Annotated in this window: 18 protein-coding genes and 1 riboswitch; of the genes, 8 read left to right on the forward strand and 10 right to left on the reverse strand. The window is 53.2% G+C overall.

All coding sequences use genetic code 11. From position 1 onward, the window contains the following. The first annotated feature begins 25 nt into the window (after positions 1–25). Complete coding sequence (locus SACSAC_RS02975) at positions 26–1,102, forward strand: FAD:protein FMN transferase (protein ID WP_051506819.1); 1,077 nt, start codon at positions 26–28, stop codon at positions 1,100–1,102. A 152-nt stretch (positions 1,103–1,254) separates the two neighbouring features. On the opposite strand, the gene SACSAC_RS02980 is transcribed toward SACSAC_RS02975, so the two are convergent. After that, positions 1,255–3,162 carry a bifunctional 2',3'-cyclic-nucleotide 2'-phosphodiesterase/3'-nucleotidase gene (locus SACSAC_RS02980; RefSeq protein WP_037283334.1) on the reverse strand — a complete coding sequence of 636 codons (1,908 nt, stop codon included), beginning with the start codon at positions 3,160–3,162 and terminating at the stop codon, positions 1,255–1,257. A gap of 393 nt (positions 3,163–3,555) precedes the next feature. Between SACSAC_RS02980 and SACSAC_RS02985 the strand changes: the two genes are divergently transcribed. The 4 genes from SACSAC_RS02985 (at position 3,556) to phnE (SACSAC_RS03000) (ending at position 7,156) form a co-directional block, all read left to right on the forward strand. After that, on the forward strand, positions 3,556–4,521 hold the full coding sequence (locus SACSAC_RS02985; protein ID WP_037291877.1) for a phosphate/phosphite/phosphonate ABC transporter substrate-binding protein: 966 nt from the start codon (positions 3,556–3,558) through the stop codon (positions 4,519–4,521). A gap of 198 nt (positions 4,522–4,719) precedes the next feature. After that, the gene (gene phnC / locus SACSAC_RS02990; protein ID WP_037283337.1) at positions 4,720–5,511 is read left to right on the forward strand and encodes a phosphonate ABC transporter ATP-binding protein; all 792 of its coding nucleotides are present in this window, start codon (positions 4,720–4,722) and stop codon (positions 5,509–5,511) included. A 104-nt stretch (positions 5,512–5,615) separates the two neighbouring features. Further along, entirely contained in the window at positions 5,616–6,362 is a 747-nt protein-coding gene (gene phnE / locus SACSAC_RS02995) for a phosphonate ABC transporter, permease protein PhnE (protein ID WP_156951110.1), read from the forward strand. After that, entirely contained in the window at positions 6,359–7,156 is a 798-nt protein-coding gene (gene phnE, locus SACSAC_RS03000) for a phosphonate ABC transporter, permease protein PhnE (protein WP_037283342.1), read from the forward strand. Before phnE (SACSAC_RS02995) ends, phnE (SACSAC_RS03000) begins: the two co-directional genes overlap by 4 nt. A gap of 640 nt (positions 7,157–7,796) precedes the next feature. Here phnE (SACSAC_RS03000) and SACSAC_RS03010 read toward each other — a convergent pair. Both SACSAC_RS03010 and SACSAC_RS03015 read right to left on the reverse strand, forming a co-directional pair. Next, on the reverse strand, positions 7,797–9,023 hold the full coding sequence (locus SACSAC_RS03010; RefSeq protein WP_245608717.1) for an ATP-binding protein: 1,227 nt from the start codon (positions 9,021–9,023) through the stop codon (positions 7,797–7,799). Positions 9,024–9,127: 104 nt separating this feature from the next. Then, positions 9,128–10,567 (reverse strand): RtcB family protein, encoded by a 1,440-nt coding sequence (locus SACSAC_RS03015; RefSeq protein WP_037283347.1) that lies wholly within the window; start codon positions 10,565–10,567, stop codon positions 9,128–9,130. A gap of 480 nt (positions 10,568–11,047) precedes the next feature. Between SACSAC_RS03015 and SACSAC_RS03020 the strand changes: the two genes are divergently transcribed. After that, complete coding sequence (locus SACSAC_RS03020; protein WP_037283349.1) at positions 11,048–12,145, forward strand: M24 family metallopeptidase; 1,098 nt, start codon at positions 11,048–11,050, stop codon at positions 12,143–12,145. Positions 12,146–12,232: 87 nt separating this feature from the next. On the opposite strand, the gene SACSAC_RS03025 is transcribed toward SACSAC_RS03020, so the two are convergent. The 3 genes from SACSAC_RS03025 to SACSAC_RS03035 form a co-directional block, all read right to left on the reverse strand. Beyond that, positions 12,233–12,535, reverse strand: coding sequence for a Dabb family protein (locus tag SACSAC_RS03025; protein ID WP_037283352.1), 303 nt, complete (start codon positions 12,533–12,535; stop codon positions 12,233–12,235). Positions 12,536–12,693: 158 nt separating this feature from the next. Beyond that, complete coding sequence (locus SACSAC_RS03030) at positions 12,694–13,416, reverse strand: queuosine precursor transporter (protein ID WP_037283355.1); 723 nt, start codon at positions 13,414–13,416, stop codon at positions 12,694–12,696. Positions 13,417–13,808: 392 nt separating this feature from the next. Then, on the reverse strand, positions 13,809–15,203 hold the full coding sequence (locus tag SACSAC_RS03035; RefSeq protein ID WP_037283361.1) for an L-cystine transporter: 1,395 nt from the start codon (positions 15,201–15,203) through the stop codon (positions 13,809–13,811). A 555-nt stretch (positions 15,204–15,758) separates the two neighbouring features. Here SACSAC_RS03035 and SACSAC_RS03040 point away from each other — a divergent pair. Next, the gene (locus tag SACSAC_RS03040; protein ID WP_037283366.1) at positions 15,759–17,447 is read left to right on the forward strand and encodes a methyl-accepting chemotaxis protein; all 1,689 of its coding nucleotides are present in this window, start codon (positions 15,759–15,761) and stop codon (positions 17,445–17,447) included. A gap of 133 nt (positions 17,448–17,580) precedes the next feature. Here SACSAC_RS03040 and SACSAC_RS03045 read toward each other — a convergent pair whose 3' ends face one another. From SACSAC_RS03045 to SACSAC_RS03060, 4 genes are all read right to left on the reverse strand, one after another. Next, positions 17,581–18,456: an ABC transporter ATP-binding protein gene (locus SACSAC_RS03045; RefSeq protein ID WP_245608569.1), complete on the reverse strand. Its 876-nt coding sequence runs from the start codon at positions 18,454–18,456 to the stop codon at positions 17,581–17,583. Beyond that, positions 18,444–19,499: a FecCD family ABC transporter permease gene (locus SACSAC_RS03050; protein WP_037283369.1), complete on the reverse strand. Its 1,056-nt coding sequence runs from the start codon at positions 19,497–19,499 to the stop codon at positions 18,444–18,446. The genes SACSAC_RS03045 and SACSAC_RS03050 overlap by 13 nt, the downstream gene beginning before the upstream one ends. Next, positions 19,496–20,599, reverse strand: coding sequence for an ABC transporter substrate-binding protein (locus SACSAC_RS03055; RefSeq protein ID WP_084777889.1), 1,104 nt, complete (start codon positions 20,597–20,599; stop codon positions 19,496–19,498). The genes SACSAC_RS03050 and SACSAC_RS03055 overlap by 4 nt, the downstream gene beginning before the upstream one ends. 227 nt (positions 20,600–20,826) lie before the next feature. Further along, a riboswitch (cobalamin riboswitch) is annotated at positions 20,827–21,071 on the reverse strand. 231 nt (positions 21,072–21,302) lie between these two features. Beyond that, positions 21,303–21,491: a hypothetical protein gene (locus SACSAC_RS03060; protein WP_037283371.1), complete on the reverse strand. Its 189-nt coding sequence runs from the start codon at positions 21,489–21,491 to the stop codon at positions 21,303–21,305. A gap of 275 nt (positions 21,492–21,766) precedes the next feature. Here SACSAC_RS03060 and lplA point away from each other — a divergent pair, with 275 nt between their 5' ends. Beyond that, on the forward strand, positions 21,767–22,771 hold the full coding sequence (gene lplA, locus SACSAC_RS03065) for a lipoate--protein ligase (protein ID WP_037283374.1): 1,005 nt from the start codon (positions 21,767–21,769) through the stop codon (positions 22,769–22,771). The last annotated feature ends 20 nt before the right edge of the window (positions 22,772–22,791 follow it).

The raw sequence follows: 22,791 nt of genomic DNA on the forward strand, positions 1-22,791 counted from the left end.
ATTCTAACAGGACGGTGACTTCACGATGCGGAAGCATGCAGGCAAGACGATGAAAGCAGCAGCGGCAATTCTGACCCTCGCGGCTGTACTTAGCGGATGCGGACCAGCCAAAGACGGAGCAGCGACGGCGGCACAGCCAAATTCCGATCCAATCTCGGCAACTTTCTATGTATATGATACGGTGGCAACGATCAAGATCTATGACGAGAAGGCAACGGAGCAAAACATAGACGAAATCCGTGATCTGTTAAGCAAAATCGACCTGGAACTGAGCCGGACGAATAAGGACAGCGATCTGTACAAGGTTAACGCGGCCTCCGGCAAAGAAGCGGTCAAGGTCTCGCAAGGAACTTTCGACGTGGTGAAACTTGCGTTAGCCTATGCCAATGAAACGGACGGATTGCTCGATCCTTCGATCGGGCCGCTGATTAACCTGTGGGATATCGGACACGAAGGCGCGAAAGTACCCGATAAAGATGAACTGGAAACGGCTCGCAAGCTGACCGACTATCGCAAGGTCGCCCTCGACGAAGCCAACTTGACGATCAAACTTGAAGAACCGGGCATGGTGCTCGACCTGGGTTCGATCGGCAAAGGATATGCGGCCGACCAAGTATCTAAGTATATGCACGATCACGATCTGAACAGCGCTTTGATCAACCTCGGCGGCAGCAGCATCAATGCGGTCGGCGGCAAGCCGGGCGGCGCGGATTGGAACGTCGGCCTGCAAGATCCGGTCAAAAGCCGCGGCAGCCAGCTGGGAACCGTGAAGATTAACAACGAGACGATCGACTCCTCAGGCGTCTATGAACGATTCTTCATAGAGGACGGCGTCCGGTACCATCATATTCTGGATCCCCGTACCGGCTATCCGACACAAAACGGCCTGATGAGCATTACGATCGTCAGCGACAACGCAACGGACGCCGATGCGCTCTCCACCGCTGCTTTCGTAATGGGGCTGGAAGACGGAATGGCGTATATCGAAAAACAACCCGGCGTCGAAGCCTTTTTCATCATGGACGACAGCAGTATTCATGCCACGAGCGGCTTGAAGGATCGAATCAACCTGACGTCTGACTTGTATCATGTTGCTGACTGATAAGCGGGCTACACGCGAAAAAGGCTGCCTACATCGTTTTTTCGATGCTAGGCAGCCTTTTTATAATAGACAAGAAAATGATTGGATTGAATACATTTGAAAGTTAGCCGCTCAGCACGATTCAACGTTTTTGAAGCGGGGCTATTTTGACTTTATTCCGCTTCTTGAGCCGTAAATTCAATCTCAAACCGCGCAAAACCGCCTTCTGCCATTCCGCTGAAGCTCACGCCTGCCGGAACGCCCGCTTCTCGCGCGTCCGGCGAAGACAGCAGCTCTACCTTCATCCCTGCCGGAATTCCGACCACCTGCCAGTTGCCGTCCGCCTTCGGCGTCAACATACCCGAATTGCGGATGTAGTCGGTAAGAATCTGTCTATTCTCATCCGGCGAATCCAGCACGACCCGTTGACCGTCCGGATTGGCAATCGGCGTTGAAAACGCACGATAGTTGTTGGTAGCGATCACGAACTTCTCTTCGGCTTTAACCAAGCGACCTTCATAACGCAGATCGCCGATTCGCTCCGATTGCGGATTCAGCAGTTCGCAAGAAGATGAATATTTAGCCGGCTGCGTCACATTGATCGTATACGTCACGCCGTCGATGATATCGAAGTTGAATGAAGGGAAGTCCGGATCGATCAGGCTTTGACCGTTACCTCCTTCAGGATTAACAGTCAAAAATAAGCCTGCCGCCCATTCCAGCCATTCTTTCAATTCGGCTCCCGTCAATAACACCGCGCATAACGTATTCGGATAATTATACAAATCCGCGATATGTTTCACTGCCAGCGGGCCAGCAGGAATGTTCGTATAGTACGAGGGACCGTAACGTCCGCCGGTTTTGAACGGCGCGCCCGCAGCCAGCATCGGAAGATCCGCGTAAGGCGTGCCTTGAAGTTCTTTTTTCAAATACCAACGCTGTGCGTCATTCACGATCTGCACCGAAGCACTGTCTTGAATCAAGGCAAAGAAACTATCGATCGGTTCGGTTGTCTCGCCTACCGCGGTTCGGATATACGTCAGCGTGCCTTCGTGTCCTTCGCGCACGGCTTCTGCGGTCTCGGCATCTGTTCGCACAAGCGATACGGCTTTGGAAGCATCAAATACCGGACGTGCTTCCGCATGAAAATCAGCTACGCGCCATCCCTCTTCGCTCAAAATCAACTCCAAATCGACGACTCCCAGATGGTCGCCCGCATATCCCGCTTCAACAGCCGGAATTCCGTTGATCGAACCTCGCTTGAGATCGATACCCGTTTTCCCTTCAAAAGCCGCACTCGGAAATACTTTATGCGCATGGCCGAACAAAATGACGTCGACGCCCGGAATTCGACTGAGATGCAGCACGGCATTTTCCGTCATCGGCGCTTCGGCTACCTCTTCGTAACCGCAATGGGCCAAGAGAACAATCAAGTCGGCTCCTTCGGCTTTCAATTTCGGCACAAAGGCTTTGGTTGTTTCGACCATGTCTTCGGCTCGAAGTCTGCCTTCCAGATTGGCTTTATCCCAGCTCATGATCTGCGGGGTGACCAATCCGATCACGCCGACTTTGATAGGGTGCGAGTTACCGTTTTCGTCCTCGATCATACGTTCCAGCAGCAGATACGGCGGAAGATAATGCGATCCTTTCGGCACATGTTCACCGTCGAGATACAGATTGGCATTCGTGTAAGGAAAAGAAGCCCCTTCAAGCACCTTATCCAAATACTCCAATCCGTAGTTGAACTCATGATTGCCCAAAGTCCCGGCGTCATAACCGAGGGCATTCATCGCTTGGTACGCCGCATGAATACCTCCGCTCGCGTCAAGCCCCCCCGAAGCCATATAGTCGCCCATGGGATTGCCTTGCAGCAGATCGCCGTTATCGAACAACAGAACGTTCTTTTTTTCCGCTTTCGCCTGGCGAATTAAGGTTGCCGTCTGGGCGAAACCGTACTCCAATACCGGACGATCTCCGTAATAATCATAATTCATCATATGGACGTGAAGATCCGTTGTTTCCAATACTCGCAGATTTGCTTTAATATTCAGTTTACTCTCCTCCAGTATGTAAGCTAAGATAACGCAGTTTCTTTATCGAACGTTTTTAACATTTTTTTCCGTGACTTTTTCAGATAAAACTCGTGCAATTTTCGTTTTTTGTGGTACTATCTTTTATGAAGATTAATTCACCAGTGGTAGTTAGTGAAAAAACAAAAACATTAACTAACATGTGGCGCTCAAATGTTCGCTTCTCGAAACGTTCATCAGGAGCGTGCCCGTCGTTTCCGACTTGATTAGAATGACATTTAACCATGTTTTTCGCAAGAGTGGGGCTTTGAATTTTACGTAGGTTTAACAAAAATCGTCCTCCCACTTTACTCAGTCTCAGGAAAATGCTGGTACACTTCTTTTTGTCGGCTTCGAGCCGCGGAGATTGCAAAAACAACATACCTACTCAAGGGGGAAATGATTTTGTTTAAGAAAGTACTTACGATCTGCATGTCTCTTGCCGTAACGGCGAGCCTGGCAGCTTGCGGAAGCAGCAGCAACAACGCATCGGGCGGCACGTCCACGGATGCGGGTACCGCTCCGGCGGCCGAAGGCTACGCGCCTAAGGAATTGACGGTACAATTCGTCCCTTCGCAGAACGCGGAAACACTCGAAGCCAAAGCGAAACCGCTTGAGAAACTTCTCGGCGACGAGCTCGGCATTCCGGTAAAAGTCAGCGTATCTCCTAACTATAACACGATCATCGAAGCGATGTCCGCGAAGCAAGTCGACGTAGGCTTCCTGCCTCCGAACGCGTACGTTCTGGCTCACGACGTAAGAAAATCGGCTGACCTGCTTCTGCAAGCCCAACGTTACGGCGTTGAAGAAGCAACAGGCCAACCAACCGAAGAAAAAGTCGACTTCTACAAATCCCTGATCCTCGTGAAAAAGGATTCCGGCATCAAGAGCCTGGAAGACCTGAAAGGCAAGAAAATGGGATGGCAGGACGTTACGTCTTCCGCAGGTTACGTATTCCCGGCCGCTGCCATGGTCAAAGCAGGCATGGACCCGGGTACGGACGTTCAAGGCGTAACGCTGAAAGGCCACGACCAAGCGGTACTGGCTCTGCTGAACGGACAAGTTGACGCAGTTGCGGTCTTCCAAGACGCTCGCAACACCGTTAAAGGCGACATTCCGGACGTATTCGACCAAACCGAAATCCTGTTCTCGACTGATCCGATCCCGAACGACACGATCAGCGTACGCAGCGATATGACGGACGAGTGGAAAACAAAGATCTCCGACGCATTCATCGCTCTGGGTAACGATCCGGAAGGTCAAAAAATCATTAACGACGTGTACACGCACGTTGGTTATGAAAAAGGCGACGATGCCAACTTCGCAATCGTGCGCGAGTCGGCTGAAGCTGTCGGTCAAAAGATCGAATAGTCATCTTCACCAGTTAAGGGGCTTTATGGTATAGTTTTGACAAAACCATTTCTTGTGCGCCCTCTTCCATTTTTCCATGCAGCGCCGCTTGCGGTTTTTACAGCCGCAAGCGGCGCTGTGCGGCGTTTGGAGACGGGACGAATCTGACCGGTTCCTCTCTGACACACAGAGAAGGCAAGCCGGAGAAAGCGGGCAACGATGATTGAATTTAAAAATGTAGTCAAGCAATATCCGAACGGTACCATCGGTCTCAATAACATCAACCTGACGATTAACGAAGGCGAGTTTGTCGTCATCGTGGGTCTATCCGGCGCGGGTAAATCGACACTGCTGCGTTCCGTCAACCGCCTGCATGACATCAGTTCGGGCGAAATCCTGATCGACGGAAAATCGGTAACCAAGGCTAGCGGCAAGCAGCTCCGCCGCATTCGACGCGATATCGGCATGATCTTCCAAAGCTTCAACCTGGTTAAGCGCGCAACCGTTATTCGCAATGTATTGTCCGGCCGCGTCGGTTATCACTCCACGTTCACGACCATGTTCGGTTATTTCCCTAAAGAAGACCATGACATCGCGTTGGACGCACTCAACCGCGTCAACATCCGCGAGAAAGCCTATACGCGCGCCGACCAACTCTCCGGCGGCCAACAGCAGCGCGTCTCGATCGCGCGCGCGCTGGCGCAAAAGCCTAAAGTCATTTTGGCCGACGAACCTGTCGCTTCCCTTGACCCGTTGACGACCCGCCAAGTTATGGATGACTTGCAGCGCATCAACCGCGAATTGAAAATTACGACCATCGTCAACCTGCACTTTATTGACCTGGCTCGCGAATATGCCACGCGCATTATCGGTCTGCGCGCAGGCGAAGTCGTATTCGACGGTCCCGTGTCCGAAGCGACGGATGCCAAATTCTCCGAAATCTACGGACGCCCGATCAACGAAGACGAGCTGCTGGCAGCCGACGCTCCGAAAGGAGGAGTTACGGTATGACACCCGCTCCTACGCCGGAAGCGGCGGCGAGCGGGGCACCGACTCCTCCGCCGTCCAAAAAGCCGGCGCCTACTCTGGATTCCAAAGGACCTCAGCGCTACAAAATGCTGGCGACTTGGCTATTATTCATCGTTGTGCTGTTCGTCTGCTTCGTCGGAGTAGATGCTGATTTCCTGGCTCTCTTCAGTGAAGGCGCCCGTGAAAATATGGGCCGCATCCTCGGCGAAATGCTTCGTCCGGATTGGAGCTATGCTTCGCATATCTGGAAGCCGATGGTTGAAACCGTGCAGATCGCGATCGCGGGCACGATCATCGGTGCGGTTCTTGCCGTTCCGGTAGCTCTTCTTTGCGCAGTCAACATCATGCCCAAGAAAATCGTTTCGATTCCGGCTCGCATGGTGCTTAACCTGGTTCGTACCGTACCCGACCTGCTGTTCGCCGCAATTTTCGTTGCCGTGTTCGGTATCGGCGCGTTCGCGGGTATGTTGGCCCTTGTGTTCTTCTCCTTCGGTCTCGTAGCCAAGCTGACGTACGAAGCGATCGAAGCGATCGATCCGGGCCCGCTTGAAGCCATGACGGCGTCCGGCGCCAACAAAATTCAATTGATCGTATTCGGCGTTATTCCGCAAGCCCTGCCTTACTTCTTCTCGTACGTGCTGTACACCTTCGAGGTTAACGTTCGGGCAGCTGCCGTGCTCGGTTTCGTTGGCGCGGGCGGTATCGGTCTTCACCTCGATCAACAGCTCAACTCGCTGCGCTACGACCGCGCTTCGACGATCATCCTGTTGACGCTGGTCATCGTGCTTCTGATCGACTATGCGAGTACTTACTTACGGAGGAAATTGCTATGAACCAATCCGTTCCTTCCAAATCCCGCACTGCTTTGATTCGTAACTGGATCGTCGGCGCAGGTATTATCGTATTGTTCATTTGGTCGCTGTCTTCGCTGCAATTCGACGGCATTCAAGAATACGGCGTTCAGGTTATGAAGTCGATCTGGGAAGGCTTCACTCACCCGGACTGGGATTACGTCTACATGCCGGAAGGCGAAGATCTGCTGCGCGGCCTGCTGGAGACGCTGGTCATCTCGATTCTGGGTACCTTCATCTCGGCATTCCTGTGTATCCCGTTCGCATTCTGGGCTTCCAATAATATGAGCCGTCTGGGCATCGTATCGGGCAGCGGCAAGTTTGTTCTGACCGTGATTCGCGTATTCCCTGAAATCATCATGGCGATCCTGTTCATCGTTGCCGTAGGCCCTGGCGCATTCGCCGGCGTATTGGCACTCGGCGTCCACTCGATCGGCATGTTGGCTAAACTGTATTCGGAAACGATCGAAGCCGTGGATAACGGTCCTCGCGAAGCGCTGATCGCCAGCGGCGCAAGCAAGCTGCAAGTGCTGCGATTCGCGGTACTTCCGCAGGTTATCCCGCAATTCATCTCGTACGCCCTGTACCGCTTCGAGATCAACATCCGTTCCGCAACCGTCCTCGGCCTCGTCGGCGCAGGCGGTATCGGTACCCCGCTGATCTTCGCCCTGCAAACCCGCAACTGGAGTCGGGTCGGGATTATTCTGCTCGGTATTGTGGTGTTGGTCATTATTATTGACCTTATTTCCGGGTGGTTGCGTCGTCGGATCATCTGACCGTTTGTTCGCTGGGGGGCGGTGGCTACGGGAGGGATTCGTTCAAGACGCTGTCTCACCCGGAAAGTGGAATTGGATTTAAATAAGGAAACTTTCCGGGTTCAAAGGCGTCTTTCACTGAATCCCTCCCTCCGCCGCTGCTTCGCAGCAAATCTTATTTTTAGGTAAAGAGAGCCGAATCTTAATTGGATTCGGCTTTTTCTTTTGTTATTTTTCCTGTATTCCTTATTCCGAGTGTACTTTCGTCTATTATTTGCATCGTATCTTTTGTACGTTATGTTTTGTCTTTCTCTTTTCTCTTTTGTTCTCCCTGCCCCTACCCCTCAAAACGTTCCTTTTTGAGGGGCTTTTGTTGTCGATGAAATCCGACAACCAGGAAAAGGCGGTGCGGCAGAGGGGGATGTTCAGTGAAGGAGCTGAAGCATTTCGAAGAAATGCACTTCGGAAGCATATGCTGTGTTCGCCTTTGCCTTTGGGAAGCTTCCTTCAAATCCAATTCCAGCTTCCCAAAGGCAACACGCGACCGAAACGAACATCCCCCGCAGCCGCACCTCCCAGCCTTTTCCCCCGCACCAAGGTTGTCGTATTGAGTCCAACAAAAAAAGCGCCCCGAAATGCTCGGAACGCTTTTTTTCTTCTATTATAATTGGAAGCCGATCCCGCCGCTTTTGACGTCCATCCAGCTGCCCTTTTTCTCTTTGTTCATCTCGCCGCCCATGGAACGGACGATGGCGGCGATATCGACTTCGCCCTGCTCGTTCCATTCCAGAGCCGCCGAGACATACAGTTCGCCGAGCTGGGCCATGCTGAAGCCCTGGGTCAGCGCAATCGCGCCTTCGAATGCTTCCGCGGATACAAAGTCCGTCAGTCCGCGGCGTTCCAGGAAGATCCGACGCATGTCTTTGTCGGGCAGCGTGATTTCATAGGAACGATCGAAGCGTCCGGCGCGGTTCATCAGGCCCGGGTCGATCTTTTCCGGATAATTGGTCGTGCCGATCAAGAAGATGCCTTCTTTCGACGTCGCGCCGTCCAGCGTATTCAGGAAGAAGGAACGCACGCCCTGCGGCATGGAATCGATATCCTCGATTACCAGTACCATCGGCGCCAGACGCGCGGCGGTCTCGAAGACTTCCTGCACCGAGCCGCTGGACGTGTATTCCGTGATCTGCCAGTAAGCGGCAGGACCCGGCACGCTGCCCGCGATCGACTTCACCAGCGTCGTTTTCCCGTTACCCGGGCGGCCGTAGAGCAGAATGCCTCGTTTGAACGGAAGATTATGTTTGCGGTAAAAGCTGCGGTCGGAGGCAAAGAACTGATCCAGCGAGCGGTAGATTTCTTTTTTCAGCGGCTCGGGAAGAATGACGTCGTCACGCGATACGGCGCGCGTGATCGGCTCGCTTTCCCGCTGCATGCCGTTATTCGTGTCGGTGAACACCGTGATCCGATCCTGTTCCCGATTGCGCTGGCGAATGCGGACGCTGCGCAGGAACTCGCTGATCGCTTCGTCCCCTGTCGCAAACACAAAGTCTTCGCTATAGATGCCGTGTTGGCGGAACATCGGAATCCGAGCCAAAGCCACGCCCTGACCGGCATACACGAATACGTTGTTACGAATCGCCGGATGGATCGTATATTCCGGCGTGAGGCTGTCTTCGTCGTAGGCAAACGTACGGCCTTCGATCCCTTCGTAGATGCGACCTGCGCATTCGACGTCGGGCGAGCCTTTTTTCACGTCTTCCTCAAGCAGATCCCAATAATCGTTATTTCCGTCATCGCTCGCATACAGCGTATAGGTCACGCCGTATCTCTCTTCCAGCATCGCTTCGATTCCCCGCGTTACGCGGGCATAAGATTCGTATTCCGCCATGTTCACATTGCCCGGCTCATACGCCACGATGGTTCGTTCTTCATTAGCCGGCATATCGATTCCCGCGATGCGCAGGCCTTGATCCGGTTGCACGTTTCGTTCCATTAGGATTTCGCCCCTTTCACTGCCGCAAGCGGCTTGCATTTGGCTACGACGGAAGCAAGTCCCGCCCCCGTCACGCTGTTGATAATGCGATCTACGTCTTTATAAGCTTGAGGCGATTCATCTAAAATAACGCCCAGCGAATTATGGTTGACGATGACTTCTTCTTCCGTTCCGACCTTGAGCGCAGCTGCAAACTCGTCTACCGTCACCAATTTCTTGGTCGCGGTCCGCGAACGGGCGCGTCCTGCTCCATGGCAGATCGAATGATAATTGTCTGCGCCGCTCGGCTCTCCGACCATAATATAGGAAGACGTGCCCATGGAGCCGGGAATGAGCGCCGGGTGACCGGTTTCCCTATAAACGTCGGGGTTGTCGAGGTGGCCTGCCGGAAGCGCGCGAGTTGCTCCTTTTCGATGCACGAACCAATCTTGCCCGCCGTGATGTTCATCCCAAGCGTAATTGTGCATCAGGTCGTATAAAATCTTCATTTCGAATTTGGAGCCGAATACGTCGAGAAAAGCTTCGCGAATCGCGAAAGCGATCAGATGCCGGTTCACCACCGCCACGTTCAACGCCGAAGCCATCATATTGACGTATCGCTCGCCTTCTGGAGAATCAAGCGGCGCAAAAATAAGTTTAGGATCGGCTGTGCCGAGACCCAAACGCGTCATCGCCCGGGCAGCCATCGACGTATAATGCTGACTCACCATCGCTCCCCAAGCACGGGAACCCGAATGGATCATCACCGCCACCTGACCGTCGTACATGCCCCATTTCTCCGCGAGCTCCCGGTTTTCTTCGGCGATCTCCAAATACTGAATTTCCGCAAAATGATTGCCGCCGCCGAGCGTACCCAGCTGACGTAATCCTTTTACCCAATAATTATCGGCTACCGCGTTCAACTCTTCGGGATCGAAGTCGAAGCGCGCACGCTCCACATGGGTCAACGAAGGGGAACGTTTGGCGGACACGCCGTCGGGCAAGTATTTGTTGGGTAGTCCTTTAAGACCTTTTTGCACGATATTTTCCATCTTCAAATCGGAGAACGGACTGCGTTTATGAGCTTCCATCGGCAAATATTTTTCGATCCGGTTCACCAGCTTGTGACGCAAACGCAAATCCTGGACATCGCTGCGATGCAGATTCGTCAAATGCACGCGCATGCCGCAACCGATATCGCTGCCTACGATCGACGGGGACACGATTCCGCCGTCTTTGTTCCAGACCGCCGTTGTACCGATGCAAGTGCCGACTCCGACATGCACGTCCGGCGTATAGCCCATGTAACGGATATCGGGAATTTGCAGATTGCGTTCGGCCATATCGAAAATTCTCGGGTCCAGCTGCGCAAACATTTCTTCGTCGGTATACACATGAACATGACCGGAAGCAAGCTGCACTTGGCGATAAAAAGAGGAGTTCGTTGATGTTGGGTTCATTGGGTTTACATTCGACATAAAGTAAAAATCCATTCCTTCCTATAGGGCAAATCGAGTATTTTTGAAAAAAAGCATAACAAAAAACCGCGAACTTTCCGTCCGCGGTTATGCCGGCATAGATGGATGGAAATCAAAGCCGCGCATACGCCATCCGTCGCGAAAGTGAGAATTCCGCAAAGATGGACTGCGCCGCCAGAACCATTCAAGCCAAACCGTACCCGTCGAGGACAGGCAGAACGAAAGACGTCTGTTCAGTTTTCAAATGAGCCTTCAAACGATTAACAACCATCATTGCTGCCATCCTCCTTTGCCAAATAGTAAACTTATCATAGCCTTTTCTTTTGATCGCTGTCAACCCTAATACTGGAAGCCGTTCTTCTTTTTTTGGCCGATGGCTGAATAATAGACTATAATAGACAGCGTAAAGGTTGCGAAGCGGAAGCTAAATACGATGCAAAAACGAACAGGAGTGAACCCTTCATGAACGATCAACGTTGGAACAAAATCAGAAATCATATGGACGAACACAAGCTCGACTGCCTGCTGATCACGGAGCCGAAGCATGTAGGCTACCTGACCGGTTTTTTCTCGAATCCGCATGAACGTTTCCTCGGACTCGCCGTTCCGAAAAACGATGAGCCGTTCCTCGTCGTGCCTGCCTTGGATCTGGAAGCGGCCAAAGCCGCATCATCGGTATCCACAATCCGCACGCACAGCGATACCGATGATGCATATTCGCTGCTTCAAGGTTGGCTCGGCGGCGGAAAAGGCATCGTGGGAATCGAAAAAGACCATTTGTCCGTATCGCGTTTCGAACGTTTGAATGCGGTACTCGGCGCATCAAGCTACGCGGACGTCGGCGGCGTGCTGACTGCGCTTCGTGCCGCCAAAACGCCGGAAGAGATCGAGAAGCTGCGCCGCGCCGCACGCCTGATCGAAGCAGTTCTGACCGAAGGTTTGAAGCATGTGCGCGTAGGCGCGACGGAGATCGAGATCGTGGCCGAGCTGGAGTACCAAATGAAAAAGCTGGGCGCGGAAGGTCCTTCTTTTGATACGATGGTGCTCACGGGCGACAAAACGGCTTTGCCGCACGGCAATCCGGGTAATCGCAAAATTCAATCCGGCGATATGCTGATGTTCGATATGGGCGTGTATTTGGACGGTTATGCTTCGGATATTACGCGCACTTTCGCGGTAGGCGAACGCCCAAGCGACGAGTCGGCCAAGATTTACGAAACGGTGTTGGCGGCGAATCTGGCGGCCATCGCGCAGATCCGTCCGGGCGTCACGCTGGCTTCGGTCGATGCGGCGGCGCGTGAAGTGATTACGGAAGCGGGTTACGGCCCGTACTTCATGCACCGTCTGGGTCATGGACTCGGCATGGACGTGCATGAATATCCGTCGGTACACGGAGCCAACGAAGAGCTGATTACCGAAGGCCTGTGCTTCACGGTAGAGCCGGGCGTATATGTCGCGGGCGAATGCGGCGTGCGGATCGAGGACGATATTATCGTAACCGCGGACGGCGTCGACGTGCTGACCACGTTCCCGAAGGAACTCACGGTGATCGGCGGATAATTCTTTTTTCAAAAGCGCAAAAAAGCCAGTCTCCGATCGCTCGGGAACTGGCTTTTTGCGTATTCTCATATCTGATTCTTCTCGTTATTACTCGTACTCGACCAGATCGGTTTCTTGGAAGCTGCTTACTTTGGACTCCCAAATTTCGGCGACGTATTTCGCGTGTACCGGGTGAACGTTGTACGCTTCAAAAGCCGCTCGATCCGTGAAGTTCATCGAGAATCCGTAATCATGATCGTTTTTGGCGCTGACTTGGCGAAGCACCTTGAAATCTTGCACACCGGGAATAACGGCCAACAGCTCTTTGCTTTCCCGCAAAAAAGCTTCCGATTCCTCGTTATCCTTGCCCGCGTGCAGGGTGAACGTCACCATGTGGATGAATGCACTCATTGACCAATTGCCTCCTTCGATCGATTAGATGGAATACTGACGCATCGCCGCGGCGATACGCGCATGTCTCCATTTTACCACAATCGACAGGGAAGCCCTACCGCTGTCGGCAAATCGAATTCGTCAACCTGCATGAACACGAGACAAATCGCGAGTCTTTATTTGGATGCAATGGTCGGTAGACCCGAATCCGCTTCGACAGCAGGTACTTTGAATCCACGCGCCCAATAGAGCACCGGCGTGCCGGCTGCGGTGAGAATAAATTTGAACAGATACGTCGAGATAAACAGTTGGATCCAGACGGAGAAGCCTCCATATTCCGGTCCGGTGAACGCGATCGCGCAGAAGATCAACGTATCGATAAAGGAACTGACGACCCCGCTCCCGTTGTTGCGAATCCACAGTTGATTGGCCGAAGCGAAACGGCGGCGGATGCCGGCATACAGATAGACGTCGAGCAGTTGGCTGACCAGATAAGCCGTCAGGCTTCCGAGCGCCAATCTAGGCAGCAGACCGAACAAAGCTTGCAGCGGTTCTTGGGCAAAATCGACTTCCGACGGACGGAAAGCCAGAACCATTTGCATGATGACTGTAGTCATGATCAGCATAAAAAAGCCGAACCAAACGGCTTTGCGCGCGGCTTTGACGCCGTACCGTTCGTTGAGCAGATCGGTTGCCATATAGATGCTGACGTACATCGTATTGCCGAGCGTCATGGTGATGCCGAGCATGTCGATCGTTTTGGCGACCTGAAGATTGGCGACGACCGTTGCGACGCCGACCCAGGCATACAGCCCTTTTTTGCCGAAAAACTTGAAACAGAGCAGGAAAAACGCAAAATTGACCAGGACGAAAAAGACGCCCCACGTGAAATTGAACAAGGTGAATCCCCCTAGTTTTGGTATCGCGGGATGGTTACGAACCGCGTAATGGACGTTTTAGTCTACCATGAGGAAGAAGGTTTGGAAAGATTGGATTTTTTTTAACCGCCGAAAGATTGGGCTACGGGAGAAATTCGTTCAAGGCGCTGTCTCACTCGGAAAAGTTGAATTGGATTTAAATAAGGAATTTTCCGAGTTCAAAGGCGCCTTTCACTGAATTTCTCCCTCCGCCCAATCGGCTGGGGTAAAACAAAAAGGATTATATAAGGGCAAGGTTGTATGCCAACAACTGCAAAAAAGCAGGATCTGTATCCTTCCATACAGATCCTGCTTTTATTTAACCTCATCGTATGCAACTCATACTGTGCACACGGCTTTTCGCTTCATTCAGATTAAGCTTGCGCGGTTTCGAGTTCCGGGGTGTCGTCGGAGTCGTAGACGTCTTTGTCGAGTTCGCCCGTGACTTTGCCGGTTACGACGCCTGCGACCATGGAGTCGTTGACGTTCAGGGCTGTACGGCCCATGTCGATCAGAGGCTCGACGGCGATCAGAAGGCCGGCGAGGGCTACAGGCAGGTTCATCGTAGACAGAACGATCAAGGCCGCGAACGTCGCGCCGCCGCCGACTCCGGCTACGCCGAAGGAGCTGATCGCGACAACGCCGATCAAAGTGAGAATGAACGGCAGATCGATAGGCACGCCTGCTACCGGAGCGATCATGACAGCCAGCATGGCCGGATAGATGCCTGCGCAGCCGTTTTGGCCGATCGTGGCGCCGAAGCTTGCCGACAGGTTGGCTACGCCTTCGGATACGCCGAGTTTTTTACGCTGCGTTTCGATGTTCAAAGGAATCGTGGCTGCGCTCGAACGCGACGTGAAAGCGAACACGAGCGGAGACACGACTTTTTTCAGATAGGTTACCGGATTCAGGCCGAAGGCCAACAGGATCACCAAATGAATGATGAACATGACGATCAGAGCCACATAGGACGCGATGACGAATTCGCCGAGACGAATGATTCCGGCCGGCTCGGTCGTTGCCATCATTTTGGCAATCAACGCCAGGATGCCGTACGGCGTAATTCGCAGAATCATCGTCACGATCCGCATGACGATGCCATGTACGGCATTGACGATACCGCGGAACGTCTCGGCTTGCTGCGCGTTTTTGCGATCGAGACTCAGCACCGCCAGTCCGATAAAGGCCGAGAAAATGACCACCGCCAGCGTCGACGAAGGACGGGCGCCCGTCATGTCTTCGAACGGGTTCGTCGGGATAAAGGACAGGATTTGTTGCGGCAGCGTCAGACCTTCGACGTCGCCCAGACGGGATTCCAAAGCTTCGCCGCGAGCTTGTTCCGCTTCGCCGTTCAACAGATCATTCGCATTCAAGCCGAATGCCGTTGCCGAAGCGATACCGACTGCCGCGGCGATCGCCGTCGTCAACACGAGGGTAAGCAGGACGGATACGCTGATCTTGCCGAGCTTTTTTCCGCCTTTGATATTCATGATTGCCGTAATGATCGAGACCATGACGAGCGGGATTACGATCATTTGAAGCAGACGGACGTATCCGCTTCCGAGCAGACTGTACCAATCCATGGACTTGGAAACGACTTCCGAGTCGGCGGCATAAATCCATTGCAGCGCGATGCCCAGCAAAATGCCCAGGCCAAGTGCCGTAAACACGCGTTTGCTGAACGAGACATGGCGCTTTTGCATCACATAGAGCAAAAAGGCCAAGCCGGCCAAAACGGCGATGTTTAAAATGACGAAAAAGGTTTCCAAAATTTACTCCCTCTTTTCTCTTTGTTTTTCGAACAGTGGTCAACCTAATACGTTGTCAATTCTTAATCAGAGTTTATATTCGACTGAAATGCACGCGCTTTAGGTGCGTTTCAGTCGAATATAAATTTACTTTTAGCGTTGACAAGGTACTAATACTTTGGTTAATCTGCCTGCCCCATGATATGTAAGGCTTTTTTAAATTCGTGAATCATAATACCATTATTCCGATCATTTTGATAGACTTATTTTTTGAATTTATAATCGGTTTCGGTAAATGTCGGAAAATCAACGAAAATATTCGTAAATTAATAAAAGAGCTTACATGAATCTGGTCAAATTTGGCTATATTCATGTATGATATGGATTAGCCAAGCATAACTTCCGAACGTTCCACCTGCTTTTTTCATTCTTCGGCCCTATTTCGCTTCACGTTGTCACGAACTTTGGTCCCGGTTTCTCTCTTACATAACAGTAATACCCGGTTCCGTTCGAACGTAAGCCAAGCGCCACGTTCAGGATTGCATTTTGCTTTTCATAACGAAGGGAGAGCCTATTATGTTAAACCGTTCCATCAGCCGCAAAATCATTGTTTTGTCTGGAGCCATTATCCTTGTCGCGAGCCTGCTGCTGTGCGGGAGTTTTTTCGTCATATTCAATAATACCCTGCACAGCCGAATCATACCGGAATTCAGCAAAACGATGGATCTCAGCGTTTCCGAGATTCAAAGCGGGGTCGATCCGACCCAAGCCGGCATGGCTGCCAAAGCCAATGCGGCCGCGTCGATGAAAATGCAAACGTATCTGAATGATTCGGCGGCGGAATATCGTCTCGACAACGTCTACATCTTGAATGTTCAAGACAACGAAGCTACGGTCGTACTCGCGAGCAAGGGAGCCGCGATCAAAACCGGGGACAAACTGCCTGTCAATCCGCAGATGCAGCAAGCGCTCAAAAGCACGAAAGAAGCTGTAGTCACGCCGCTGAATCAAAATAACGGCAAGGCTCAGCTTGAAGGTTACCTGGCTATATCCGGGAGCACCATGCTTGTAGCGGGCACGATGGATGCCACGTTCGTGACTGAAGTGACTCAAGCCATTCTGTGGACCAGCGTCGCAATCACGATCGTGGTTATCATCATCGGCGCACTCGTTGCAGCAGCGGTTAGCCGTCAGATGACGAAGCCGCTCGGCCGACTGGTCAAGCATGCGCGCCTCGTGGCCGAAGGCGATCTTCAGGAAAATATCGAAGTGAAAGGCCGCGACGAAATCGCCCAACTGGCTTCGGCTTTCCAACAGATGACCAGCAATCTTCGCGGCATGATCGGCCAAGTGCTTGAAGCGACGGATCGGGTTAAAAGCGATTCGCTCGAATTGTCGCGCGGAATCGGGTTGCTGTACGAAATCGGGGGCCAAACTTCTTCGTCGGCAGTCGAAATTGCGCAAAACAGCGAATCTGTAGCCGCCAGCGCTGCTGAAAACGCCAAAGCAATGGAAGAGATCAGCGGCGGTATTCAACATATCGCCGAGTCCGCTGCCGAAGTCAATGAACAGATCGCCCGCGCTTCCGAGCAGGCGGTATCCGGCAACATGCTGGCCCAGCAAGCCGTAGGTCAAATGAACCGCGTTCAAGAGATTACGATTGAAGCCCGTTCGTACATCGAAACGATGGGTACGCGCTCCGACGAAATCACGGAAGTGCTTCAAGCCATCACCAGCATCTCCAAGCAAATTCAAATGTTGTCGCTGAATGCTTCGATCGAAGCAGCGCGTGCCGGCGAGCATGGGCGAGGCTTCGCCGTAGTCGCCGATGAAGTGCGCAAGCTATCGGATCAGTCACGTGAAGCAACGGGGCAGATCGAACACTCATTATCCGCATTGCGCGAAAATTCCGAACGTTCGGTCGAGGCGATCGGTGCGGTACATCACGAGATCATGTCCGGCGCAGAAGCGGTACGCAGTGCCGGAGGCGCATTCGATGAATTGATGAGTCTGATGCAGCAATTCAACCAATCCGTGCAGGAAGTATCGGCTTCGACCGAACAGGTCTCCGCCGGCAGTCAGCAGGTCACGGCCTCCGTGGAAGAAACAGCCCGGATTACCGAACGCGTGCAGATCCGCGTACTGGAAGTATCCGAAGGCAGCACGCGCCAAGTCGAAGAAATGGAAAACTATGCGCGTACCGTAGGCGAACTTACGCATCAGGCAGACGAGTTGCAAGAAACGGTCAGACGCTTTAAAATCTGACCGTTCGATCATAATATCCTTCATGAATGTACCTATCGTATTGGATATCGCATAACAAAAAGCCGGGGAAAGGGAGCCCCGGCTTTTTGTTATTCCGAATAATAGGGACATGGCATAGACTAGACGCAGGCGCTTACTTGGGGTAGCGGCGAGGATCGGAACGGGCACGAAACAACATCTGCGGTGCCCCGATCTCCTCATGCACGACTCGGATCGGCGGCATCACCTCGTACAAGGCGCCGACAACTTCAGGCGTCAGCACTTCTTCGGGCGTGCCTTCCGCTGCATGCCTGCCCTCGCGAAGCAATAACAATCGCTGCGCATACTGCGAGGCCAAATTCAGGTCATGCAGCACGGCGACGACAGTCAGTCCTTCTTCTGCCCGCCATTCCTGTACCAACTCCATAATATCCAGTTGATAATGAATATCCAGATATGCGGTCGGCTCATCCAACAGCAATATTTTGGGCTGCTGCGCCATAACCTGACCGATCGCTACCCGTTGACGCTGCCCTCCGCTCAATTCGTCCAGACGACGCGACAATAACCCGGTCAATGCAAGCCGTTCCGCAATACGCATCAACAGCTCCTTCGCAGCCGCCGAATCCGGTTCGCGTCCAAAACGGTTCCGGTAAGGAAAACGTCCCATTTCTAGCGCATCCCGAACCGTGATACCAAGCGGCGGAAGTCCCTCTTGAGGCAGCACGGCCAATTCGCGGGCCAACTCCCGTCGAGTATATTCCGGCAAAAGTCGTCCATGTACCATGACGCTGCCTGCCGAAGCACGCTCTGCCCCCGAAATCAGCCCCAGCAAACTGGATTTCCCGCTTCCGTTAGGCCCCAGCACCCCCCAAAACTCCCCGGGCTGAACAATCCAGCTCAACGGTTCAATAGCTTGATGTCCGTCGTAGGCGCAAGCTGCTCCATGCAGCGCAATGACAGGCGAAGCTTCAGTTGAAGGCGCGTTCTGCCGCTGACGACGCTTCCCTATTTTTTTCATCCAGTCCATGATCCGCTTCCTCCCTTCCCGCGCTTGCTTCGTTGCAGCAATAACGCAAAGAACGGCGCTCCGGCAAAAGCCGTAATTACGCCAAGCGGGATTTCCGTCCCCCCAAATAGGGAGCGAGCCAGCGTATCCGCCCACATCAGGAACAAGGCTCCGCCCAGTGCAGACAAGGGAACAAGCAGTCTATAATCGGGTCCGGCAATCAATCGAAGCATATGCGGAACGATCAACCCGACGAAACCGATGACGCCCGATACGGATACCGCCGCAGCCGTGACGAGCGTAGCCACCAGCAATACCGTCATTTTGGTTCGTTCCGTGTTCAAGCCCAATTGCCCGGCGCGACGCTCTCCCAAAGCGAAAAGATTCATAGCCCCCGCGTTTGCCCACAAGAATACTCCGCCGATCAGCACATAGGGCAACAACACCAATGAATAACCCCAACCTCTAAGGTTCAAGCTGCCCATCGTCCAAAACAAAATTTCGTTAACCGGGCGATCCGACAGGGCCGACAGAAAGGTCACGATTGCGCCGAGAAAAGATTGCATGACTACGCCGGCCAAAAGCAATCCGTAAATCGGCAGCTTCCCCCGGTCCCTGGCTAGCGCCAACACGACGGTCAGCGTCAACGCTCCAGTGACGAATGCGGTCAAAGGCAATGTCCACTGCCCGATCCAAGCTGTTCGCAGACCAAAAAAGATAATCAATGCCGCACCCAGCGAAGATCCCGAAGAGACGCCCAACGTAAAAGGATCGGCAAGCGGATTCCGCAGCACGCCCTGAAAAGCAGCTCCGGCTACCGCCAACGCCGCGCCGACCAACGCTGCCAGCACGATACGCGGCAGCCTGACTTTTAACACGATCTGCGCTTCTCCCGCATCCCAGATCTGAGGAAACCATTTCCCGACTCCGGGCAGTTCATGCATCAGAATGGCAAAAATCCGCCCGGCAGGCAGCTCTACCGATCCGATCCGAAGCGTGAGCACCAGACTGACGAGGAGCAGCAACACTCCCGCTCCTCCGTAACCGCCCAGTCTGCGAGTCATTGCAACGTGTCAGGGTAGATCGCGCCAAACACCTCGACCAACCCTTCCGACAACCGCGGACCCGGACGGCTGACCAAATTATCGTCGATCGCGAACAACTGGTTCTTTTTCACGGCCTCGATCGCTGCCCAACCGCTGCGATCCTTGATCGTCTGCGGATCAACGGACAATTGGCTGTACAAGATCACGTCCGGATTGGCCTGAATGATCGCTTCCGCGTCCACTTCGCTCCATCCTGTCGTTGCATTCGCTGCGTTGACCGCCCCGGAAGTAGCGATCAGCTCATCCATGAACTCCCCTTTGCCGACGGTCCAGCCCGGCGAAAATTCCAGGTATGCCGTTTTGCGGTCCGCTTCGTCGATCGAAGCCGCTGCGGTACGAACCTTTTCGATATCGGCACGCATTTTGTCCGTTACGTCTTTCGCTTCCGTTTGCCGATCCGTAATCTCGCCGTATGTCGTCACGTCGCCGATCACGTCTTCCAGCGTATCCGGATTGAATTTGAACACGTTCAGCCCCAAACCTCGCAGAGACTCGACTGTCGCATCGTCCGTGACGTCGGCGACGAATACGATATCCGGCTGCGCCGCAACGATCGCTTCCGTATTCAGTTCAAACCCGCCCATCTTCGGCTTGGACTTGGCGGCTTCCGGGTAGTCGTCGTTATCCGATACGCCCACGATCTGCTCATCCAATCCCAATGCGAACAAAGCTTCCGTCTCCGACGGCGCCAGCGAGACGATCTTGGCAGGAGCGGCGTCAAACGTCACCTCGGTTCCGGTCGCATCGGTTAACGTCAACGGATAAACGGTTTGGCTGGCAGCTTCGACGGATTCCGTCGTGTCAACCGCCTCTGCCGGAGCCTGTTCGGCAGTTTGCGTTTCGACTTCGGTCGGCTCCGGAGCCACGACCGATTGGCTTTGTCCGCATGCCGCAAGACTCAATGTCAGCAGCAAAGCTGCCGTGCCCGTCAACAGCGTTCGGCCGAATGGTGACGCCGATGCCCTATGTTTGCCGGCATGCAAATTTCCGGCCTGTACGGGATCTGCTTTTTCCGGCCCTGCAACTTCGTTTCCGTTTTCTTCTACACTCGTCTTCATCTTCACGTTTCCCCCTTTTGATTCGACTTCGGGTACAGCCTTCGTTTTCCGTCTGACTCAGCGTCTGTCCCCGCCAATCGAAACAAAAAAGCCCTTTCCGGGCCGCAGCCTGCAAAAAGAGCTTCATTCGGACGCACGCCAACAAAAGCCCATACCCTGCTTCAAAAAGCGGGCGGGCCAAACATCGGCGTACGTGCATGGAGCGTTCTTTCCGCGAAGAACCGGACCGGCAACGGGTCTGCGAGGCAGGTCTCCTGACTCACGGGCCGATCGGCACCCCCGTTGATGCGCGGATTGCTCGCACGCTATACGATGATGGATCAGATGAATCGGAATCCGCCTTCTCGCACGCTTTCGGCGCACAATGGCTCGTTGGATTCCACCCGTGTTACAGTGGCGGGACCGTGCCGGACTTGCACCGGCTTCCCTTTTAACCCCAGCAGTGATCCGGACTTCGGTTATTGACCTAAAGTTCGGTTCAGCCGCTTGGGACCTCGACAGCTGTACATCTATGAAATCGTGAAGGTCCGTTTATCGGAACCTCGTCCCCCGATTATAGAGGATTGCCGGCACGCGCACAATATGGATAACTGGGCGTAAACCACATAAAAAACCGCTTTGCGCCTCTCCTTCTTTTCGGAGTCCCGCAAAACGGTTTTTGTTCAAAAGATTAAAATCGGGTCACAGCGTCCGCTCCATGTTGCTACTTGCGCATATTTTGAGTATCTTTGAGCCTGTTTTGCTGATCGAGCATTTGGTCCTTGGTGGCTTCGATTCCTTCCGGAACCGTTTTTCCCGTTCCTTCCACCTGGTTCTCCACAAAATTTCTCAACTGTCCGCCATGCTCGCTTTCCTTTTTCCGGTCAAGCAGTGCTTTGGCTTTTTCGTCCATGATGTGTTCAACCTCCTATGCGCTGTCCGCTTCTCGCGTCCGTCGCCTATTGGTGTTGGGTGAAGATAGTTATGTATTACCCTCTTGCGTCGTCTCAAACCAATAACATCCAAATTTCCGGCATAACTCTGCAACACGCATAAAAAAGTCCGGTTTTCCGCCCCGTAATCTTTCTCCGGTACTGGTCTTCCCCGATTTGTATGGTTTACAATGATAGAGGCGAATCAGTATGTACACCGAACGCTTACCACTCTGTCAAAACGGGAGGCCATACCATGCTTTTTATCGACAATCAGGGCATTAACGATCCGCGGATCAACCTGGCCATCGAAGAATTCGTGCTGCGTCATCTACCGATGGACGGCGACAGCTACTTGCTGTTCTACATCAACGAACCGTCGATCATCATCGGCAAGCATCAGAACACGGTCGAAGAGATCAATGCGGAGTACGTAAAAGAAAACGGGATCCACGTCGTGCGTCGTTTGTCCGGCGGCGGCGCGGTCTATCACGATCTGGGCAACCTGAACTTCAGTTTCCTGACCCAAGATGACGGCCAGTCGTTCCACAATTTCCGCAAGTTCACGCTGCCGATGACCGAAGCGCTGCGCGAGCTGGGCGTCGAAGCCGAGCTGTCCGGCCGTAACGATCTTCAAGTCGGGGAAAAGAAAATCTCGGGCAACGCCCAGTTTTCCACGCGCGGACGCATGTTCAGCCACGGCACGCTCATGTTCGACTCCGAGCTGGACAACGTGCATTCGGCATTGAAAGCGAACCCGGAGAAATTCAAGTCCAAAAGCACGAAATCGGTCCGCAGCCGCGTTGCCAACATCTCGGAGTTCATGAACGAGAAGCTGACGATGCAGGAGTTCAAGGACAACATCCTGCGCCATATTTTCAAAGTTGAGCCGAATGAAGTCCCGCAATACGTGCTGACCGAAGAGGATTGGAAAAAGATCCATGAGATTTCGGAAGAACGCTACCGGAATTGGGATTGGAACTACGGCCAGTCGCCGGAATATAACGTCAAGCACGCGAAAAAATTCCCGGTAGGCATTATCGATCTGCGCATGGACGTGAAAAACGGCCATATCGAGGACATCACGATCTTCGGCGATTTCTTCGGCGTGGGCGATGCGTCCGAAGTGTCGGATCTGCTTCGCGGCAAGCGCTACGAGGAATCCGAAATCCGCGCCGCGCTTGAAGGCGTGAACCTGAAACATTATTTCGGCAACATCGAGACGGAAGACTTTATCGGACTGGTGTTCTTGGAAGACTAAAAAAATACAGATCGAAACAG

Source organism: Saccharibacillus sacchari DSM 19268 (genome assembly GCF_000585395.1).
GTDB lineage: Bacteria > Bacillota > Bacilli > Paenibacillales > Paenibacillaceae > Saccharibacillus > Saccharibacillus sacchari.